Source organism: Acidimicrobiales bacterium, from assembly GCA_036378675.1.
GTDB lineage: Bacteria > Actinomycetota > Acidimicrobiia > Acidimicrobiales > Palsa-688 > DASUWA01.
In genome coordinates this window covers 1-15,779 of sequence record DASUWA010000047.1, presented here as the reverse complement: position 1 = coordinate 15,779, position 15,779 = coordinate 1, and the positions used below count along the sequence as shown (strand labels likewise).

The 15,779-nt window shown below is 64.3% G+C and carries 14 protein-coding genes; 9 read left to right on the top strand and 5 right to left on the bottom strand.

The window, feature by feature from the left end; all coding sequences use genetic code 11:
* Positions 1 to 6: 6 nt before the first annotated feature.
* Positions 7 to 786: an SDR family oxidoreductase gene (locus VFZ97_15370; protein ID HEX6394815.1), complete on the top strand. Its 780-nt coding sequence runs from the start codon at positions 7 to 9 to the stop codon at positions 784 to 786.
* Between the two features lie 4 nt (positions 787 to 790).
* Here the strand turns inward: VFZ97_15370 and VFZ97_15365 are convergent, their stop codons facing one another.
* From VFZ97_15365 to VFZ97_15355, 3 genes are read right to left on the bottom strand one after another with little or no spacing between them, the layout of a single operon-like run.
* Positions 791 to 2,482, bottom strand: a complete 1,692-nt coding sequence (locus VFZ97_15365; GenBank protein HEX6394814.1) for an ATP-binding cassette domain-containing protein — start codon at positions 2,480 to 2,482, stop codon at positions 791 to 793.
* Positions 2,479 to 4,509: an ABC transporter permease gene (locus tag VFZ97_15360; GenBank protein HEX6394813.1), complete on the bottom strand. Its 2,031-nt coding sequence runs from the start codon at positions 4,507 to 4,509 to the stop codon at positions 2,479 to 2,481. Before VFZ97_15360 ends, VFZ97_15365 begins: the two co-directional genes overlap by 4 nt.
* Before the next feature lie 24 nt (positions 4,510 to 4,533).
* A complete protein-coding gene (locus VFZ97_15355) occupies positions 4,534 to 5,304 on the bottom strand; it encodes an SDR family NAD(P)-dependent oxidoreductase (GenBank protein ID HEX6394812.1) in 771 nt (256 codons plus the stop codon).
* 131 nt (positions 5,305 to 5,435) lie between these two features.
* Between VFZ97_15355 and VFZ97_15350 the strand changes: the two genes are divergently transcribed.
* From VFZ97_15350 to VFZ97_15325, 6 genes are read left to right on the top strand one after another with little or no spacing between them, the layout of a single operon-like run.
* Positions 5,436 to 6,587 carry an acyl-CoA dehydrogenase family protein gene (locus tag VFZ97_15350; protein HEX6394811.1) on the top strand — a complete coding sequence of 384 codons (1,152 nt, stop codon included), beginning with the start codon at positions 5,436 to 5,438 and terminating at the stop codon, positions 6,585 to 6,587.
* Positions 6,584 to 7,861 carry an acyl-CoA dehydrogenase family protein gene (locus tag VFZ97_15345; protein HEX6394810.1) on the top strand — a complete coding sequence of 426 codons (1,278 nt, stop codon included), beginning with the start codon at positions 6,584 to 6,586 and terminating at the stop codon, positions 7,859 to 7,861. The genes VFZ97_15350 and VFZ97_15345 overlap by 4 nt, the downstream gene beginning before the upstream one ends.
* A gap of 57 nt (positions 7,862 to 7,918) precedes the next feature.
* Entirely contained in the window at positions 7,919 to 8,746 is an 828-nt protein-coding gene (locus VFZ97_15340; GenBank protein ID HEX6394809.1) for an SDR family oxidoreductase, read from the top strand.
* Positions 8,747 to 8,762: 16 nt separating this feature from the next.
* On the top strand, positions 8,763 to 9,455 hold the full coding sequence (locus tag VFZ97_15335; protein ID HEX6394808.1) for a TetR/AcrR family transcriptional regulator: 693 nt from the start codon (positions 8,763 to 8,765) through the stop codon (positions 9,453 to 9,455).
* 12 nt (positions 9,456 to 9,467) lie between these two features.
* Positions 9,468 to 10,337 carry an acyl-CoA thioesterase domain-containing protein gene (locus VFZ97_15330; GenBank protein HEX6394807.1) on the top strand — a complete coding sequence of 290 codons (870 nt, stop codon included), beginning with the start codon at positions 9,468 to 9,470 and terminating at the stop codon, positions 10,335 to 10,337.
* Positions 10,334 to 11,023 (top strand): DUF427 domain-containing protein, encoded by a 690-nt coding sequence (locus VFZ97_15325; protein HEX6394806.1) that lies wholly within the window; start codon positions 10,334 to 10,336, stop codon positions 11,021 to 11,023. The genes VFZ97_15330 and VFZ97_15325 overlap by 4 nt, the downstream gene beginning before the upstream one ends.
* Before the next feature lie 14 nt (positions 11,024 to 11,037).
* Here the strand turns inward: VFZ97_15325 and VFZ97_15320 are convergent, their stop codons facing one another.
* On the bottom strand, positions 11,038 to 12,540 hold the full coding sequence (locus tag VFZ97_15320) for a CoA-acylating methylmalonate-semialdehyde dehydrogenase (GenBank protein HEX6394805.1): 1,503 nt from the start codon (positions 12,538 to 12,540) through the stop codon (positions 11,038 to 11,040).
* Between the two features lie 48 nt (positions 12,541 to 12,588).
* Complete coding sequence (locus tag VFZ97_15315) at positions 12,589 to 13,455, bottom strand: acyl-CoA thioesterase domain-containing protein (GenBank protein HEX6394804.1); 867 nt, start codon at positions 13,453 to 13,455, stop codon at positions 12,589 to 12,591.
* Between the two features lie 107 nt (positions 13,456 to 13,562).
* Here VFZ97_15315 and VFZ97_15310 point away from each other — a divergent pair, with 107 nt between their 5' ends.
* Both VFZ97_15310 and VFZ97_15305 read left to right on the top strand, forming a co-directional pair.
* Positions 13,563 to 14,339, top strand: coding sequence for an SDR family oxidoreductase (locus tag VFZ97_15310; protein ID HEX6394803.1), 777 nt, complete (start codon positions 13,563 to 13,565; stop codon positions 14,337 to 14,339).
* Between the two features lie 291 nt (positions 14,340 to 14,630).
* Positions 14,631 to 15,779, top strand: a 1,149-nt coding sequence (locus VFZ97_15305) for an ABC transporter substrate-binding protein (protein HEX6394802.1), incomplete at its 3' end; no start/stop codon positions are given.

Below are 15,779 nucleotides of genomic sequence, written 5' to 3'. Positions count from 1 at the left end.
TCAGAAATGCCTGACGCGCCGAAGGGAACGGACTCGGAACCGATACGGGCAGTCGTCGTCGGAGCCTCGAGCGGCCTCGGCCGTTGCATTGGTACAGGGCTCGGGCGGCGCGGCGCTCGAGTCGCGCTGCTCGCCAGGCGGGTGGACCGGCTGACCGCAGCGGCAGGCGAGGCCGGGCCGGAAGCGTTAGCCATCCAGTGCGACGTCACCGAGGAGAAATCGTGCCGTGACGCGATCGAAGAGGCCGCAGAAAAACTTGGGGGGATCGACGCGCTCGTCTACACGCCGGCTATCGGCCCGTTGAGCCGGATCGAGAACGTCAACTCGGAGACCTGGTCCCGGGTTTTCGCGACCAACGTCACGGGAGCTTCGATGGTGACGGGGGCGGCATTGCCCTATTTGTTGTCCTCCCGAGGCAGAGCCGTGTTCCTGTCCTCGATCAGCGCGACATACACCGCGCCGTGGCCCGGTCTGGGTGCGTACATAGTCAGCAAGGCGGCTCTGGAGAAGCTGATCGACGTTTGGCGCACGGAGCATCCCGGCGTAGGTTTCACCCGTATCGTCGTCGGGAACTGCGTTGGCGGCCAGGGTGACTCGGCGACGGGCTTCGCCGACGAATGGGATTGGGATCTCGCCGCGGAGCTGGGCGCGCATTGGACCTCCCGCGGATACATAACCGACAACTTCGTCGACGTCGAGGACCTGGTCGGCGTCGTCGACTCGGTGATCCGTGCGGGGCCGACTGCCAGCATTCCGTACATCGTGGTGACCCAGCCCGGCTTGTAGCCGGTCAGGAAGACGCGGTGACGGCTGCTCCCAGATAGTTGACCAGCAGCTCTCCTCCAGCTGATTCGGCCGGCCCCGCCCACGCGACCGCACCTCGTTGCAGCAAGAGACACTCATCGGCGAAGGCAAGAGCGCGATGGACGTACTGCTCGATCATGATCACTGTCACACCGGCCTCCTTTGCTTTAGCGAGACCTTCGAAAACGACATCGACGAGCATCGGCGCAAGCCCAAGGGACATCTCATCGGCGATGATCAGCCTCGGAGAAGTCGACAGCGCGCGTGCCAGCGAAAGCATCTGCTGCTCTCCACCCGACAGCGAGGAAGCGATCTGACGGCGACGCCCTGCCAGCGCGGGGAAGAATTCCAGCGCAGATTCAACTGCACTCACTCGTGATTGGCGACCAGGTAGACACGCCGCGGCCATCTTCAGGTTGTCGAGAACCGACAGGCTCCGGAACACGCCTCGTCCCTCGGGCAGGTAGACGATTCCGGCGCGGCGGATCCGGTCACAGGACCACCCGTCAATTCGCTCCCCTTGGAGAAAGACCCGGCCACGCGACGCCGGAACCAGGCCGGACAGCGCACGGGCGAGGCTGCTCTTGCCGGCGCCGTTGGCGCCCAGAACGGCCAGCGCCTTGCCGCTTCCGAGGGTGAAGGAGACTCCTAAGAGGGCAAGCGCGTCTCCATAACGAAGTTCTAGGTCCTCGACTGTTATCTCCGCTGACGATTCAGAGACGAACGCTCTCGAGTCCACACGATCCAGAACAGGAGCAGCGTCCAGAGCCGGCTCCGGCGCCGGCCCCGGCGACAAATCGGGGGTCTGTACGCGCCCAATGTTCGTGGGTTCAACGGTTCTCGCCGAGATCTCTTCTCCCAGATATGCGGCGCGCACGGCCGGATTCGAGCGAACTTCGCCCGGCGTCCCGCACGCGATCAGCGATCCGAAGTCCAGGACGTAGAGGGTGCGGCACAGACGCATCACCAGTTCGACGTCATGCTCGACGAGCAATACGGATATCTGCCGCTTCTCCGAAACCCGGTGCAGCGTCGCCTCGAACTGTTCCGTCTCCCCGGTATCCATTCCGGAGGAGGGTTCGTCCAGAAGAAGGACCGAGGGGCTGGTGGCAAGGGCTCGGCCGAGTTCGACAAGGCGAGCTTGTCCGAGCGGAAGGCCTAAGGCCGGTCGGTCGGCAACCGACTCCAGGCCCAAAAGCCCTATCAGATCGCCCACGCTTTGGGTCTCGTCGGAATCGGAGCCGCGGAGGCTACCCATGGTGAAAAGGTCCGACCAGATCCGGCGCTTCTCGTAGCGAACGCGGTGTGCGAGCACCAGGTGCTCCTTGACGGTAAGTCCGGCGAAGATCTCGGGATGCTGGAAGGTCCGGGCCAATCCGAGCGACGCTCGCGTCTGGGGAGACTCGTCGGTGATGTCCCGGCCGTGCATCTTGACCCGGCCCGACGATGGGCGAAGCAGCCCTGACATGACCCCGAAGAGCGTGCTCTTACCAGCCCCGTTGGGTCCGACGAGACCCACGATCGTTGCCGGCGGGACCCGCAGGTCGACATCTCTGACAGCCATGAGACCTCCGAAGCGGACCGACACTCCGATGCTCTCGAGGCTTGCCGCGCCACCCTCGCGTTCCATCAGATCCGCTCCCCCGCTGGCTCTTCCCGGCCCTGCGCTATCGGTCACTTGACCACCTCGGCGGTCGTGACATCGGTCGAGATCGACGAGACCGAGCCGATTGAGGTAGCTCCTCCCGCTCCGGCTAGCGGACCGATCGGACGGCCGGGTTGGCCCCACTTCGAGGCCACAATTGCGATCAGCTCCCGGAGCTGCCTGCCGGTCTGTGCGACCACACCTTCGGGTCTGCGCGCGACTCCAATGGCACCGAGGCCGAACAGGATCGCCGGCACTTCCCCCCAGCGTGCCGGAACGTAGGTCTGGAAGACTCCCGGGAGAACGGCGAAAGTCACTCCGGCGATCGCGGCGCCAGCTATAGAGCGAACGCCCATCGTCACGACCACCGCCAACCAGACCAACCCCTCGAAAGTCGAATACGACTGCGGTTGTGCCACGCCGGCATCGAGCGCGAGAAAGCCACCGCCGATAGCTGCGACGAACGCGCCTAGAGCTCCAACGATGACTTTCACTTGAATCACGCTGAGACCGAGCGTTTTCGACGCGGCTTCGCTGTCGCGAACGGCTCGCAGTGCCATACCGCTCGTCGAGCGACGGAGGTTCAACGTCAGAACCGCGATTACTGCGAAAACTGCGAACGCCAGGTAAGCGAACTTCAGGTCGCTCTGCGCGAACGCAGGTCGGCTGATCGGAACACCCACGCCGCCTTTGAGGAAGTTGCTGCGCGTGAAGACGAGCGTCTCGACAAGCAAACCGAATGTGAGGGTGACCAGCGCGACGTACAGGTCGCCGAGCCGGATCGTCAACAGGCCGATGATCGCTCCTGCGGCCGCCGCGATCACACCACCCATGACGATCGCGAGAAGCACCGGCACGTGCCAATCGGTTACGAACTGTCCGGCTGCGAGAGCCCCGGCGCCCGCGAAGATGATCTGAGAAAGCCAGAGCATCCCGCCCTCCCCGGTGACCACCGTGAAGGTAAGGAAGGTGAGCGCGTAACACATCCCGATCGCAATCAGGCCCAGCCAGTAGGGGGATCCATGGAAGATGAGGGGAAGCAACGCGACCACCCCGATTGGGACGAGACCCAGAAGCGCTCCTGCTCCCCTCGCCGCGAGCTGGCGAGCCGCAGCACAGTCGGATCCGTCGCTCGCCGGGCGAATCGCGCGATCCAGCGGCCCACCGGGTTCAGATTCCTCGCGAAGCGATCCCGACCTGATCAGGTAGATGATCAGGAAGACCAGGATGAACGCGAACGGAATGCTCGGGATGAGGGCCGCGGTAAACGAGCTGTTCGGAGGAAGGTACTTCTGGATTACATCCGTGACGACACCCATGGCGAAGGAGATCGCCACAGCTCCCGCGAGTGAACGAAGGCGGGCGGCAACGACCGCAGCGAAGGCCGCTGCCATCAGGGTCGTCATCCCAGTAGGCGTCAGCCCGTTCGCGGGGGCGACGAGGATCCCCGCGATCCCCGCAAGAGTCGTGCTGGCGGCCCAGACCCCTAAAGACACCCGGCCCGGGTTCGTTCCGGACAGCGACGCCATCGCTTCGGAGTCGACCATCGCACGAACTTTCAAGCCGACATCGGTGAATCGAAGCAAGGCAGTCCCGGCCAGGAGGATGAAAAGGACAAACCCGAAAATGATGAATTGGTCGGTGGTTACCGTGGTTCCAAGCAGATGGAACGGCTTGTCCTTGAGAGACGCCAAGCCGGGAGCCGACACGATCGCTTGGTTCCCGAAGATGAGGTCGGCGACAGCTGGAAGAGCAACCGACAAGCCGATGGTCGCGACGAGCTTGATCAAGGTCGACTTGCCGCGAAGGAACCGGAACAGGGCTGCGTAGAGGACGACTCCGACGAGCGGCGCAAAGACCAGAATCGAGACCAAACCCGCTGTGTTAGTGCCCCATCCTTGCTGTGAGTTCAACCAGTAGTAGAAACGCGCCACGAGGTAGGCCGTCGACCCGAAGGCGAAATTGAGTACGCCGGCGGAGACGAATGTGATGACCAGTCCGGACGACGCGATGGCGTAAATGGATCCGAGGGCCAGTCCAGCTATGACGTATTGCAGCATCGATTGTTCCTCCGCCCGACGAATCTATTTGGGTGAGAAACGCAAAGCACCGTCAAGCCGGATGTTCTCTCCGTTCAAGTACGGGTTTCGTGCGATTGATTCGACGAGGAGGGCGAACTCCTCTGGCCGTCCCATCCGCTTCGGGAAGACGATCGAACTGACGAGGTTGTCCTTGACCTTGTCAGGCACGCCGAGCATCAGGGGTGTTCCCATGGTCCCGGGCGCAATCGCGCACACCCGGACCCCGATCGGCGCGAGGTCCCTTGCCATCGGGAGTGTCATGCCCAATATGGCCGCTTTGGCGGAGGCATACGCCAGTTGCCCGGTTTGTCCCTCCATCCCTGCAATCGACGCGGTGTTGACGAGGACGCCTCGCTGGCCGTCCTCGTCCGGTTCGTTCGATGCCATTGCGGCCGCAGCGAGACGGCACACGTTGAAAGTCCCCAACGCATTCATGTCCATCGTCTTGATGAACGAGTCCTTGTCATGAGGCGTACCTTCTCGGCCAACGGTTCGCCCGCCGCCGACCCCGCCCCCTGCCACGTTCGCCACCAGAGCCAGAGGTGATGCCGCATACGCGGCTTCGATCGCTGAGTCGACGGCCCCGTCGTCGTTTGTGTCGCCCGACACCGCCACGGCGCCTCGACCGCACTCGTTCGCGATCTCGTTCGCGCGATCCTTGTCCCGGTCGAAGACGACGACGTGCATGCCGGCGCCGGCGAGCTTGCGGACCACCGCCGATCCGAGCCCGCCGGCCCCTCCGGTGACGACGGCAGAACGTCCTTCCAAGTTCACGGCTTCCACCTTTCGATCGCACCCGGTCGCCTCGCTCGCACCGGTTCACCCGGTGCGCGTCCCTCCGTGCAGGCGGACCGACGGTACTCAACTTTGACGGCGACGTCAATATTGATTACGCTCCGCCAACGGTGTTACTCCACCTCACCGACGAGCAGGAATTCGTACGCGACACGACGTCGAAATTCCTCGGTAATGAAGCACCGGTCAGCGACGTGCGGAAGCTTCGTGACAATCCCGACGGCTTCGACCGCAGCTACTGGCGTCGGGGCGCGGAGCTGGGGTGGACGTCTTTTCTCGTCAGGCCCAATGCCGGCGGGGGATCGGTTAGCGGTCGGGGACTGATCGACCTCACGCTGATCGCCCACGAGTTCGGACGAAATGCCGCGCCTGGCCCGCTCTTGCCCACCAATCTCGTGGCCGCTGCACTCGGCTGGTCCGCAACAGAATCGAACGCCGCAGAGTCGAACGCCACAGAGATTTTGCCGGGACTCCTCGACGGAACCGAGATCGCCACCTGGTGCTACGAGGAGCACCCCGGCCGGCGACTGGCCGACATCGAGCTGGAAGTCAACGTCGACGGGCAAGAGGTGGTCATCAACGGTTCCAAGCGACCGGTCGAAGCAGCGGGGCAGGCCAGCCATCTGCTCGTCACCGGACGGACCGGACCCGGCCTCACTCAGGTCATAGTTCCGGCCGGCGCACCCGGCGTGACGATCACGCCGATGGACTCCGTGGACCTCACCCGACGCTTCTACATGGTCAAGTTCGCGAATGTGCGGCTCCCGTTTAAGTCGGTCCTCGGAGGACCGGGAGAAGCCGGCCCTCAGGTCGAACGGCTCGTACGTCACGCGCTAGTCCTGCAGTGCGCCGAGTCGGTCGGGGCCATGGAGCGGGGCTTCGAGATGACCGTCGAGTGGGGATTCGACAGGTACTCCTTCGGTCGGCCGCTCGCCTCCTACCAGGCTCTGAAGCACCGATTCGCCGACATGAAATCGTGGCTGGAAGCTGGGCACGCCATCAGCGACGCCGCAGCAGACGCCGTCGAATCCGACTCCGACGACGCCGCGGAGCTGGCGAGCGCCGCCAAAGCATTCGTGGGGCACTACGGCGGCGAGGTATTGCAGGACTGCGTTCAGATCCACGGCGGTATCGGCGTCACCTTCGAGCACGACTTGCACCTGTTCCTGCGAAGGCTCACGGTGAACCGCATGGTCTACGGGACGCCGGCAGAGCACCGGCAGCGGCTCGCCGACTTGGCATTCCCGGAGGGAGCGCTGTGACGGTCGACGGCATCGAAGACGTCGAATCGTTCCGCCGCCGGGCGAGGAATTGGATAAGCACGAACCTCGAACCGCGTTCGAACCGTCCGCAGGCTCGGCTCGGCATCGTCCAGAACGAGGACGACGACCTCGCCGCCATCGCTCGGGAACGTGACATCCAGCGACAGCTATTCGAAGCAGGCCTAGCGGGTGTCTGCGTGTCTCCCGAGTATGGGGGTCAGGGTTTGACCCGAGCCCACCAGCAAGCTCTCAACGAAGAACTCTGCGGCTACGAATACCCGTCCCGCATCCAGGTTCCAACGTTCTCACCCTGCGCGTCCGTTCTCCTCGAGTTCGGTACCGACGCTCAGAAGCGAGCCCACCTCCCCGCGATTCTCCGGGGCGAGGAGCTCTGGATGCAGCTCCTTTCCGAGCCTAGCGGCGGCTCCGACGTCGCGGCCGCGCTCACGACGGCTGTCCGGGACGGTGACGAGTGGGTTCTCAACGGGTCGAAGATCTGGACGACCGGTGCGTGGTGGTCGGACTGGGGACTTTGCCTCGCGCGAACCAATTGGGACGTCCCCAAACACCGCGGCCTAACCGTCTTCATACTCCCCCTCCACCAGCCCGGGATCGAGATCCATCGGATCGAGATGCTCAACGGTGACAAAGAGTTCTGCCAGGAATTCCTCACCGACGTTCGCGTTCCTGACAGCGACAGGATCGGGGAGGTCGACGAGGGGTGGACGGTCGGCGTCCGCTGGATGTTCCACGAGCGAATGCTGTACAACTCTCCCCTGGTGACCAGGCCTCCCGACTCCGGTCAGGGAGGCGGCGTGATGAGACCCGTCGCACAGGTTGCGCGCGACAGCGGTCTATCTGAGGACCGACTGGTCCGCGACCTCGTCGGCGAGGCGCGCATGCTGGAGATCGTAGAGAGCCGGCTCCTGGAAAGGATCTCGGCGGGTATTCGTTCAGGCACCATGTCGGACCAGTCGTCGGCGATCGGCCGGCTCTTCCACGGAGTCGCGGCCGCACGCACGCGCACGATTTCCTGCGAGGTGGCCGGATCCGCCGGCGCGGCGTGGACGAATGACGACGGCGAGGCTGCGGGCGCGGGAATCGAGTTCGTCATGCGCCAAGCCTCGTGCATCGGGGGAGGTACGACCGAGATGGCGCGCAACGTGATCAGCGAGCGCGTGCTCGGCATGCCAAGGGAACGGACACCTGACCGGGACACCCCGTTCCGGGATGTGCCGCGCAGCGCTTCCGCGGGGTCGCGGCGTGACAACTAGCTCTGAAGGTTCGAGGGGTCGTCGCTTGACACGACCCCGAGTCGGCAAGGAGGCCAAATGACACTGTTCGATGCGTTCCGGTACAGCGGCAAGCGCGCGCTCGTCGTCGGGGGAGCCACCGGCATGGGGGCTGCAGTAGCGGAGCTCGCACTTGACGCCGGAGCCGAGGTCGTGGTGATGGACATCGCCGACAGCTCGCTCGACGGCGCCAAGTTCATTCGCGTGAACCTGGCCGATGCGGCCTCGATCGACGCTGCAGTCGACGAGTGCGGAGGGCCCGTGGACGCGCTCTTTTCGTGCGCGGGCGTTGCCGACGGCACCCCCGGGATCGAGAAGATCAACTTCATAGGCCACCGTCACCTGATCGATCGGCTCCTGGCAACCGACGCGATGCCGAAGGGATCGGCGATCGGGTTCATCTCCTCGGCGGCGGGCCTCGGATGGGAAGCAAGCCTCGCCGAGTTGAACGATTACCTGGACACGCCCGATTTTGAGTCGGCGACGAAATGGATCGAAACCAACGGGCATGCCGATTACATGTGGAGCAAGCAGGCCATCTGCGCCTACGTCGCCCGTCAGGCCTACCCGTTCTTGAAGCGAGGAATCCGGATCAACGCGATCTGCCCCGGACCGACGGACACCCCTCTGGCCCAGGCGAACAAGGAGCTGTGGCTCGGCTTTGGCGCGGACTACCGCGGCGATATCGGGATCGGAGCTTCGACCCCGGTGCAGCAGGCCTATCCGTTGGTCTTCCTGTGCAGCGATGCTGCGGTCGCCCTCAACGGGATAACCCTGATAAGCGACGCCGGGTACATAAGCTCAGGCATCACCGGGTCCTACCCGGCTGCGACCGACATCGCCCGATTCCTGACCGGGAAGATGTAAGCCCAGGAGTCCTTGGTTGTCGAATTCTGAGCCAATCGGCACCGACAAGCCGAACGGACCTCGCTCGCGCAAGGGCGCCAATACGAGGGCTCGCCTGGTCGCGGCTGCCAAGGAGGTGTTTGAGGAAAGCGGATTCTTGAACGCTCGCGTCTCTGACATTGCCGAACACGCCGGGCTGTCCCACGGCTCCTTCTACCACTACTTCGAGTCGAAAGACGAGGTGTTCCGGGAGGTCGCCGAATCGGTGGAGAATCAGCTCAGCGCTCCTTTGGGCGACGTCATCCTCGACCCAAGCTCTGGCGCGTCTCCACAGGAGCGGATACGAGAGGCAGTCCGTCGCCACATGGAGAGCTACCGCGACGAAGCCCGGATCATGGGAGTCATCGAGCAGGTTTACCGCTACGACGATCAGATAAAGGCCGCCCGCATCGAACGCCACAACCACTACAACCGCCAGGTCGTGCGCGCAATCGCCCAGCTTCAGAGACGAGGGCTGGCGGATCCCGACCTCGATCCGGTCATCGCCGCGTCGGTCATGGGAGCCATGACAAGCCGCTTCCCGGAGCTGTGGTTCGTCGAAGGCCGCATCGACAGCGATTTCGACGAGGGCGTCGACCAGCTGACCCGGATGCTGATAAACGCGCTTGGGCTGAAGCAGGAACCATCGAAGCTGCGCGTGCGTCGGGCGAAGGCAGCTGTAGGTCCGTAGCGGCACTTTCTCGTGAAACGGCACGTGTGGGGTGATGCGTCCGATCTCATAGACGTGCTGAACGTCCGTCCCGACGGCGACGGTCGCTTCGTCAGCGTCACCAGAGGCAGCGAGGAGCGATCGGTGGCCGAGGGGAGCCAGATGCTCGGCCAAGCCATAGTCGCGGCCGGCCGCCGCTTCGAAGGTCGTCGCCCGGTCTCGGCGCACATGGTCTTCTTTCGGGTCGCCGACGACACCGAACCGCTTTCCTTCAGCATGGCCGATTTGAGCGCCGGAAGAACCTTTGCCGCGGTGAGGGCAGACGTGGCCCAGGCCGGCAGGATGTGCGCCAGCGGAACAGTGCTGATGGACGCGAGTACCGCTGACCTCGTGCGCCACGAGGTCGAGGCACCGGATGTCCCACGCCCGGACGAGTGTGAACCGTTCGACATGGCGGTCACCGGCAGGTACGTGCGCGTGGCAGACGGGGCATACGACGGCGACCCCGACGCACCAACCGGCCCGCCAGTGATCGACGCGTGGGTCAGGTTCGATGAAGTCCCGGACGACCCGTGCATGCACGCCGGCCTTCTGGCTCAGTTCACCGGCCACATGTCGATCGCCGCCGCCCTCCGGCCGCACGCCGGGCTCGGCCAGGATCAGGCACACAGAACTCTGTCAACGGGGATCAACGCGATAGGCATCTCGTTCCATGCCGATGTCCGCGCTGACCGTTGGATGCTCTACCACCACGTCTCGACCTTTGCCGGGGACGGCATGACCCACTCGGAATGCCGGGTCCATGACGAGGAGGGTCGCCTGCTCGCCTCCTTCAACGTCGACGCCATGGTGCGCCGGTTCGGCAGCGTCCCGAACGGCATCCCTGAGAAGGCACTCCTGTGACCCTCACCGGAGCTCGGGGCCCGCTTGGTCCCAAGCCCTCAGGGCGTTTCGTGCCGCCGGTCAACCAGCCGACCGCCTACGTCGAGCCGTTCCGTCGAAGGGTGCGCGGCTTGGTCGGCGAACGCCCGGTGGTCGACAGCGAGTCCGTGCTGCTCGTGCACCGTCCCGGGCAAGCGCCGGCGTTCGCGTTCCCGGCTCCCGACGTCTCGGTGGTGAATTCGCGACCGTTGCCCGAGGTCGAGGGATACGTCACTGTTCCCTGGGATGCGGTTGAGGCGTGGTACGAGGAAGAAGAACGGATCGAGATGCACCCGCGCAATCCGTACCACCGGGTGGACTGTGTGCGGACGACACGACGGCTTCGAGTCGAAGTACATGGAGAGGTTCTCGTCGACACCAACGAAACGATGGGCGTGTACGAGACGTCGCTCGAACCGCGCCTGTACGTTCGCAAGGATCAGGTTCTCGGGAACTTCCTCTTTTCAAACCCGACTACCGAGACGTACTGCCCCTACAAAGGTTTCGCGTCCTACTGGAACGCTGTCATCGGGGGTGTTGTCATTGAGGATGCGGCGTGGTCATACGAGGACCCTCTGCCGGAATCGACCGCCATACGCGGAATGTTGTGCTTCGACGAGAACCGGGTCTCGGTGTCACACGACCTGCCCGCCCCCGCCACGCCCTGACTCTCCGGCACCCCTTAGCGGTGTGACGGGAAACCGAGGTCTACCGCGCTCGACCCGCTCTCGGGCCAGCGCGACGTGACCACCTTGGGGCGGGTGTAGAACCGGATGCCTTCCGGCCCGTAGATCGGCGCATCACCGAACAGCGACGACTTCCAACCCCCGAACGAGTGGGATGCGACCGGCACAGGTATCGGGACGTTGATCCCCACCATTCCGACGTGGACCGACCGCTCGAACTCGCGAGCCGCCCCGCCGTCGCTGGTGAAGATCGCCACGCCGTTGCCGTAGGGATTGGCGTTGACGAGAGCGACCGCCGCCCTGAAGTCCGGAACGCGCACGACCCCGAGGACGGGCCCGAATATCTCGTCGTCGTAGGCCTTCATTCCCGGGGTCACCCTGTCGAGGAGTGAGCAACCGAGGAAGAATCCGTCTCCGCGCTCCTCGGCGGTCCCGTCGACCACTACAAGTGCGCCCTCTCCGCTCGCGCCTTCGACGTAAGACCGGACACGGTCGCGGTGCTGAGCCGTAATCAACGGTCCCATCATCGATGCGGGATCGTCACCGGGACCCACCACCACGTCCGGGATCCTTGCCGCTATGGCGTCTACCAGGGGGTCGGCAACCGATCCGACGGCCACTACCACCGATATCGCCATGCAGCGCTCTCCCGCCGATCCATACGCGGCGGATATTGCGGCGTCCGCGGCGCCGCCGATGTCGGCGTCGGGCAGGACGACCATATGGTTCTTTGCTCCGCCGAGGGCTTGAACCCGTTTCCCGTTGCGGGTCCCCGTTTCGTAAACGTGACGAGCAATCGGCGTGCTACCGACGAACGAGACTGCGTCCACGTCGGGATGAGCAAGAAGTGCGTTCACTGCTTCTGCGTCTCCGTGGACGACGTTGACCACGCCGTCGGGAAATCCGGCGCGCTGCACCAGCCCCGCGAGCACGACGGATGCGGAGGGGTCTCGCTCCGACGGCTTGAGCACGAACGAGTTACCACAGGCGATCGCGTTGGCGAGCATCCAGAGCGGCACCATGACGGGGAAGTTGAACGGTGTGATGCCCGCCACCACCCCGAGCGGGTGCGGCACGGTGTGAACATCGATGCCGGTGGAGACTTCGGAGCTGAACGAACCCTTGAGGAGGCTGGGTATTCCGCAGGCGAAGTCGACGCATTCCAACCCGCGCGCAACCTCCCCACGGGCATCCGAGAGCACCTTGCCGTGTTCGCTGGTGATAATGGCCGCCAGGTCGTCCTGGTGTGCGAATACCAGCTCACGCAGGTGGAACAGCAGGCTCGCTCGGCTGGCAAGCGAGGATCTACCCCAGTCTTCTGCGGCGTCCGCAGCCACCTTGACCGCGTCAGCGACTTCAGTGGCGCTGGCCAAGCTCACCGATGCAGTTTGCGTACCTCTCGCGGGGTCGTACACGGGACCGGAGCGACCAGAGGTTCCTGGCGATGTTCGGCCGCCCACCCAGTGATCAATCGTCTTCAACCCGGATCCTCCCGACATCTTCGAACGACACCCGACGACGATTGACCATCGTATTGCCGGGTTTGCTCACATCGCGGTGGACGCTCTTCCCTGAGTGCGTGATTCGTCGCGGAATCGGCGGATCATGCTCTCCTGGACGAAGGAAGCTACGAGCCGGCCGTCTTCGGCAAATACGTGTCCCTCGCCGTAGGTGCGCCCTCGGCCGGCGTAGAGGCTGGTGTTCGTTATGAGGAGCCAATCGTCTGCGCGGAACGGTTCATGGAAGGTCAGGGTGTGGGCTATCACCCCCGTCGAGAGCGTCTGATGCGCCTGACTCTGGCCAATCCCCTCGTGAGGGCGCATAGCCGCCGCGATGAGAAAGCCGTCGGTGTACCACGACAGGAGGGCCTGGTGGAGAGCAACGACATCGGGAACGTCGGAGAAGCGAACCCACACGTTTACCTCCGCCGGACCTGTCACGTCCGTGGCCATCAAATCGACTCCGTCGACCAAGCGCATCTCGACCCCCGCTTCCGGCTGGTCGACCGGCGGAGCGTCATCGGGAGAGGCACCCGGTGCCTGCGGCTGCTGGTGCCGGATGACGTCGGGCTCTGTGCTGTCCAACAGGAGCAGGCCCTGACTCAGATGCCGGTCGCCTTGTGATGCCATGGCGCTCGTGCTCGCAAAGGCCCTGCCCGAGTGCAGAGTTCGAAGTTCGATATCCACCGGCAGTTCGGTGGTCCCGGCACGAGCGAAGATCAGATGCAAAGACCTCACCGTCTTTTCCGGATGGGCCAGCGACGCCGCCACGATCATCTGCCCCATGATCTGTCCCCCGAACACCGCCGGCCGTCGCTCGTCTCCGACTGACGCACCGCGAAACCTCGAGTCGCCGACATTCTCCAGGTCGAACGCCGCGAGGATTTTCGAGGGACCGTTCGACGTCGTGCTCATTGGAGAGCTCTCCTTCGTGTGAAAGATCTTCCGCTTCTGACGATCTTGGGGATCATGGCTCGCCAGGATTCTTGCCCGAAATAAACACGCTACGAGAGGATGTGCCAATGGGCCGGGGATCCGCCGAAGAATTCCGAATGTTCGATCTGCAAGACCGGGTGGCGATCGTGACGGGCGCGTCATCGGGCCTGGGCGAGGAGATATCGCGGGTTCTCGCGAGTGCAGGGGCCCGCGTGGCTGTCGTCGCCCGCAGGCAGGAGAGGCTGGTCCCGCTCGCGAAGGAAATCGGCGGCCTTGCAGTAAGCGCCGACCTCCTCGACTTGGACCGCATCGGCGACGTCGTGGCGAAGGTTGTGAGCGACCTCGGTCCCGCGGAGATCCTCGTGAACGCGGCAGGGCACTTTCTGAGCGAAGGCCGAGCCGAGAAAGAGCCGGCGGACGCGATCCAGGCAACACTCAACCTGAACCTGGTCGCTCCGTTCCGGCTGTGCCAAGAGGTCTACCCCCAAATGGTCTCGGTCGGGCGGGGGTCGATCATCAACATCTCGTCCATCAGCGGGCACGTTGGCGTACCTTCGATCCCTCAGGCTTCGTACGCGGCGGGAAAGTTGGGGCTTTCGGGAATGACCAGGGAGCTGGCAGTTCAATGGGGTCCCGACTCGATCAGGGTCAACACCATCGCTCCGGGGTTCTTCCGCAGCGAGATCACCGACGAGCTCTACGCATCGGAGAAGGGTGACGCCTGGCTTCGGCGGAACACCGTGCTGCCATATCACGGGACAGCCGAAGACTTCGTGGGTGCCGTTCTGTGGCTGGCGAGCGACGCCGGGCGCTTTATCACCGGGCAGACCATCGTGATCGACGGCGGGTGGACCGCTCGCTAGGGACCTCTCCGGACATCTCGGCCGGGACACCTCGGGCGGGGGCCCGGCACAGCCACCCTCTCCCCGATCGTCCACACGCATCGCCCCGCGACTTTTGACTTCGACGCCGATATTGGCGAGAATGCGCAAACCGCCTTTTTCGCGCGGCGCCACGAATGCTCCGGGGGGAGTCTTGATCGGAGGGCTAGATGGGTCCGACGGACGAGCCAGCACTCGTCGATCCAGAACTCGACGAGCCAGCACTCGTCGATCCAGAACTCGTCGAGCCACTACTCGGCGTACCTGTACTAGATGAGCCAGTACCTTCAGTTCCGTAACTGGCTGAACACCAGTTCCTCTGCTGAGAAGAAGCTCGCGACGGCAGCGCTGGTAGTCGTGCTTGGACTCACCGGGTGGGCGCTGGTCCCGACGGGAGGAGTGGGGGGCAACTCGGTCGCGGTCGGCCCGAACGGGCTGAGTGCAGGAAGCGGGCAAGGCACGACGTCGGGCGGGCAGGCAGGCGCAAGCGCGTCGTCGGCGGGGACCGTCCCGGGTTCGGGCCTCCCAGGGTCCGCTTCGGGTTCGCAAGCCGCGGGGGGTGCGGCCGGTACCACCTCCGGATCGGGCACAGCCACGAGCGGAACATCCGGGGGTAGCGGAGGACAGACGACCGCAGGCGGAGGCGTGTCGTTACCCGGCTGCGTGAAGAGCTCCGAGCCCGGGGTCAGCGCCACCCAGATCAACGTTGCCGACATCCTTCTGAACCTTGGCGGTGCGATCGGAAACAGCGCGGTCGGGCAATCCTCACCCCAGACACAACAGCAGATGGCCCAAGCGGTGGTCGACGACATCAACTCCCACGGTGGGGTTGCCTGCCGCAAGCTGGTGGTGACGTTCTACCAGGCGAACCCGATCGACCCGACCAGCACTCAGAACATCTGCTTGCAGATCCAGCAGGCGGGGGTGTTCGCGGTCATCGGCGGGTTCGCTTATCCCGAGAGCGCCAACGACTGCCTCGCCCAGGCGAAGATCCCTGTGATCGCGAACATCGCGCCGACACCGTCCGAGGCGAAGCAGTACTACCCGTACATGATGTCGGTGTCTCCCGACCCGTTGCAGGACTACAGAAACTCCATATTCGGGCTGAAGGCCAGGGGCTGGTTCACCGCCGCACAAGGCTTTCAAAAGCTGGCCATCCTCGAGGACGACTGCTCTATCGAGATCGACCATGCGGTTTACAACGACCTGCTGCAGGCGGGAGTCTCCGCCAACCAGATCACCAAGAACGACTTCTCCTGCCCCTCGAGCGGGTTCGCCTCGCCCAGCGACATGAGCAACTTCGCGACCCAGGACAACCTGGGGCACGTCACCAACATCGTCGAGGTCACGGGGGGCGGCAGCTTCAAGGAGTTCTCGACCGCCGCCCAGCAGCAGGGTTACAAGCCGCATTACCTGGCTTCG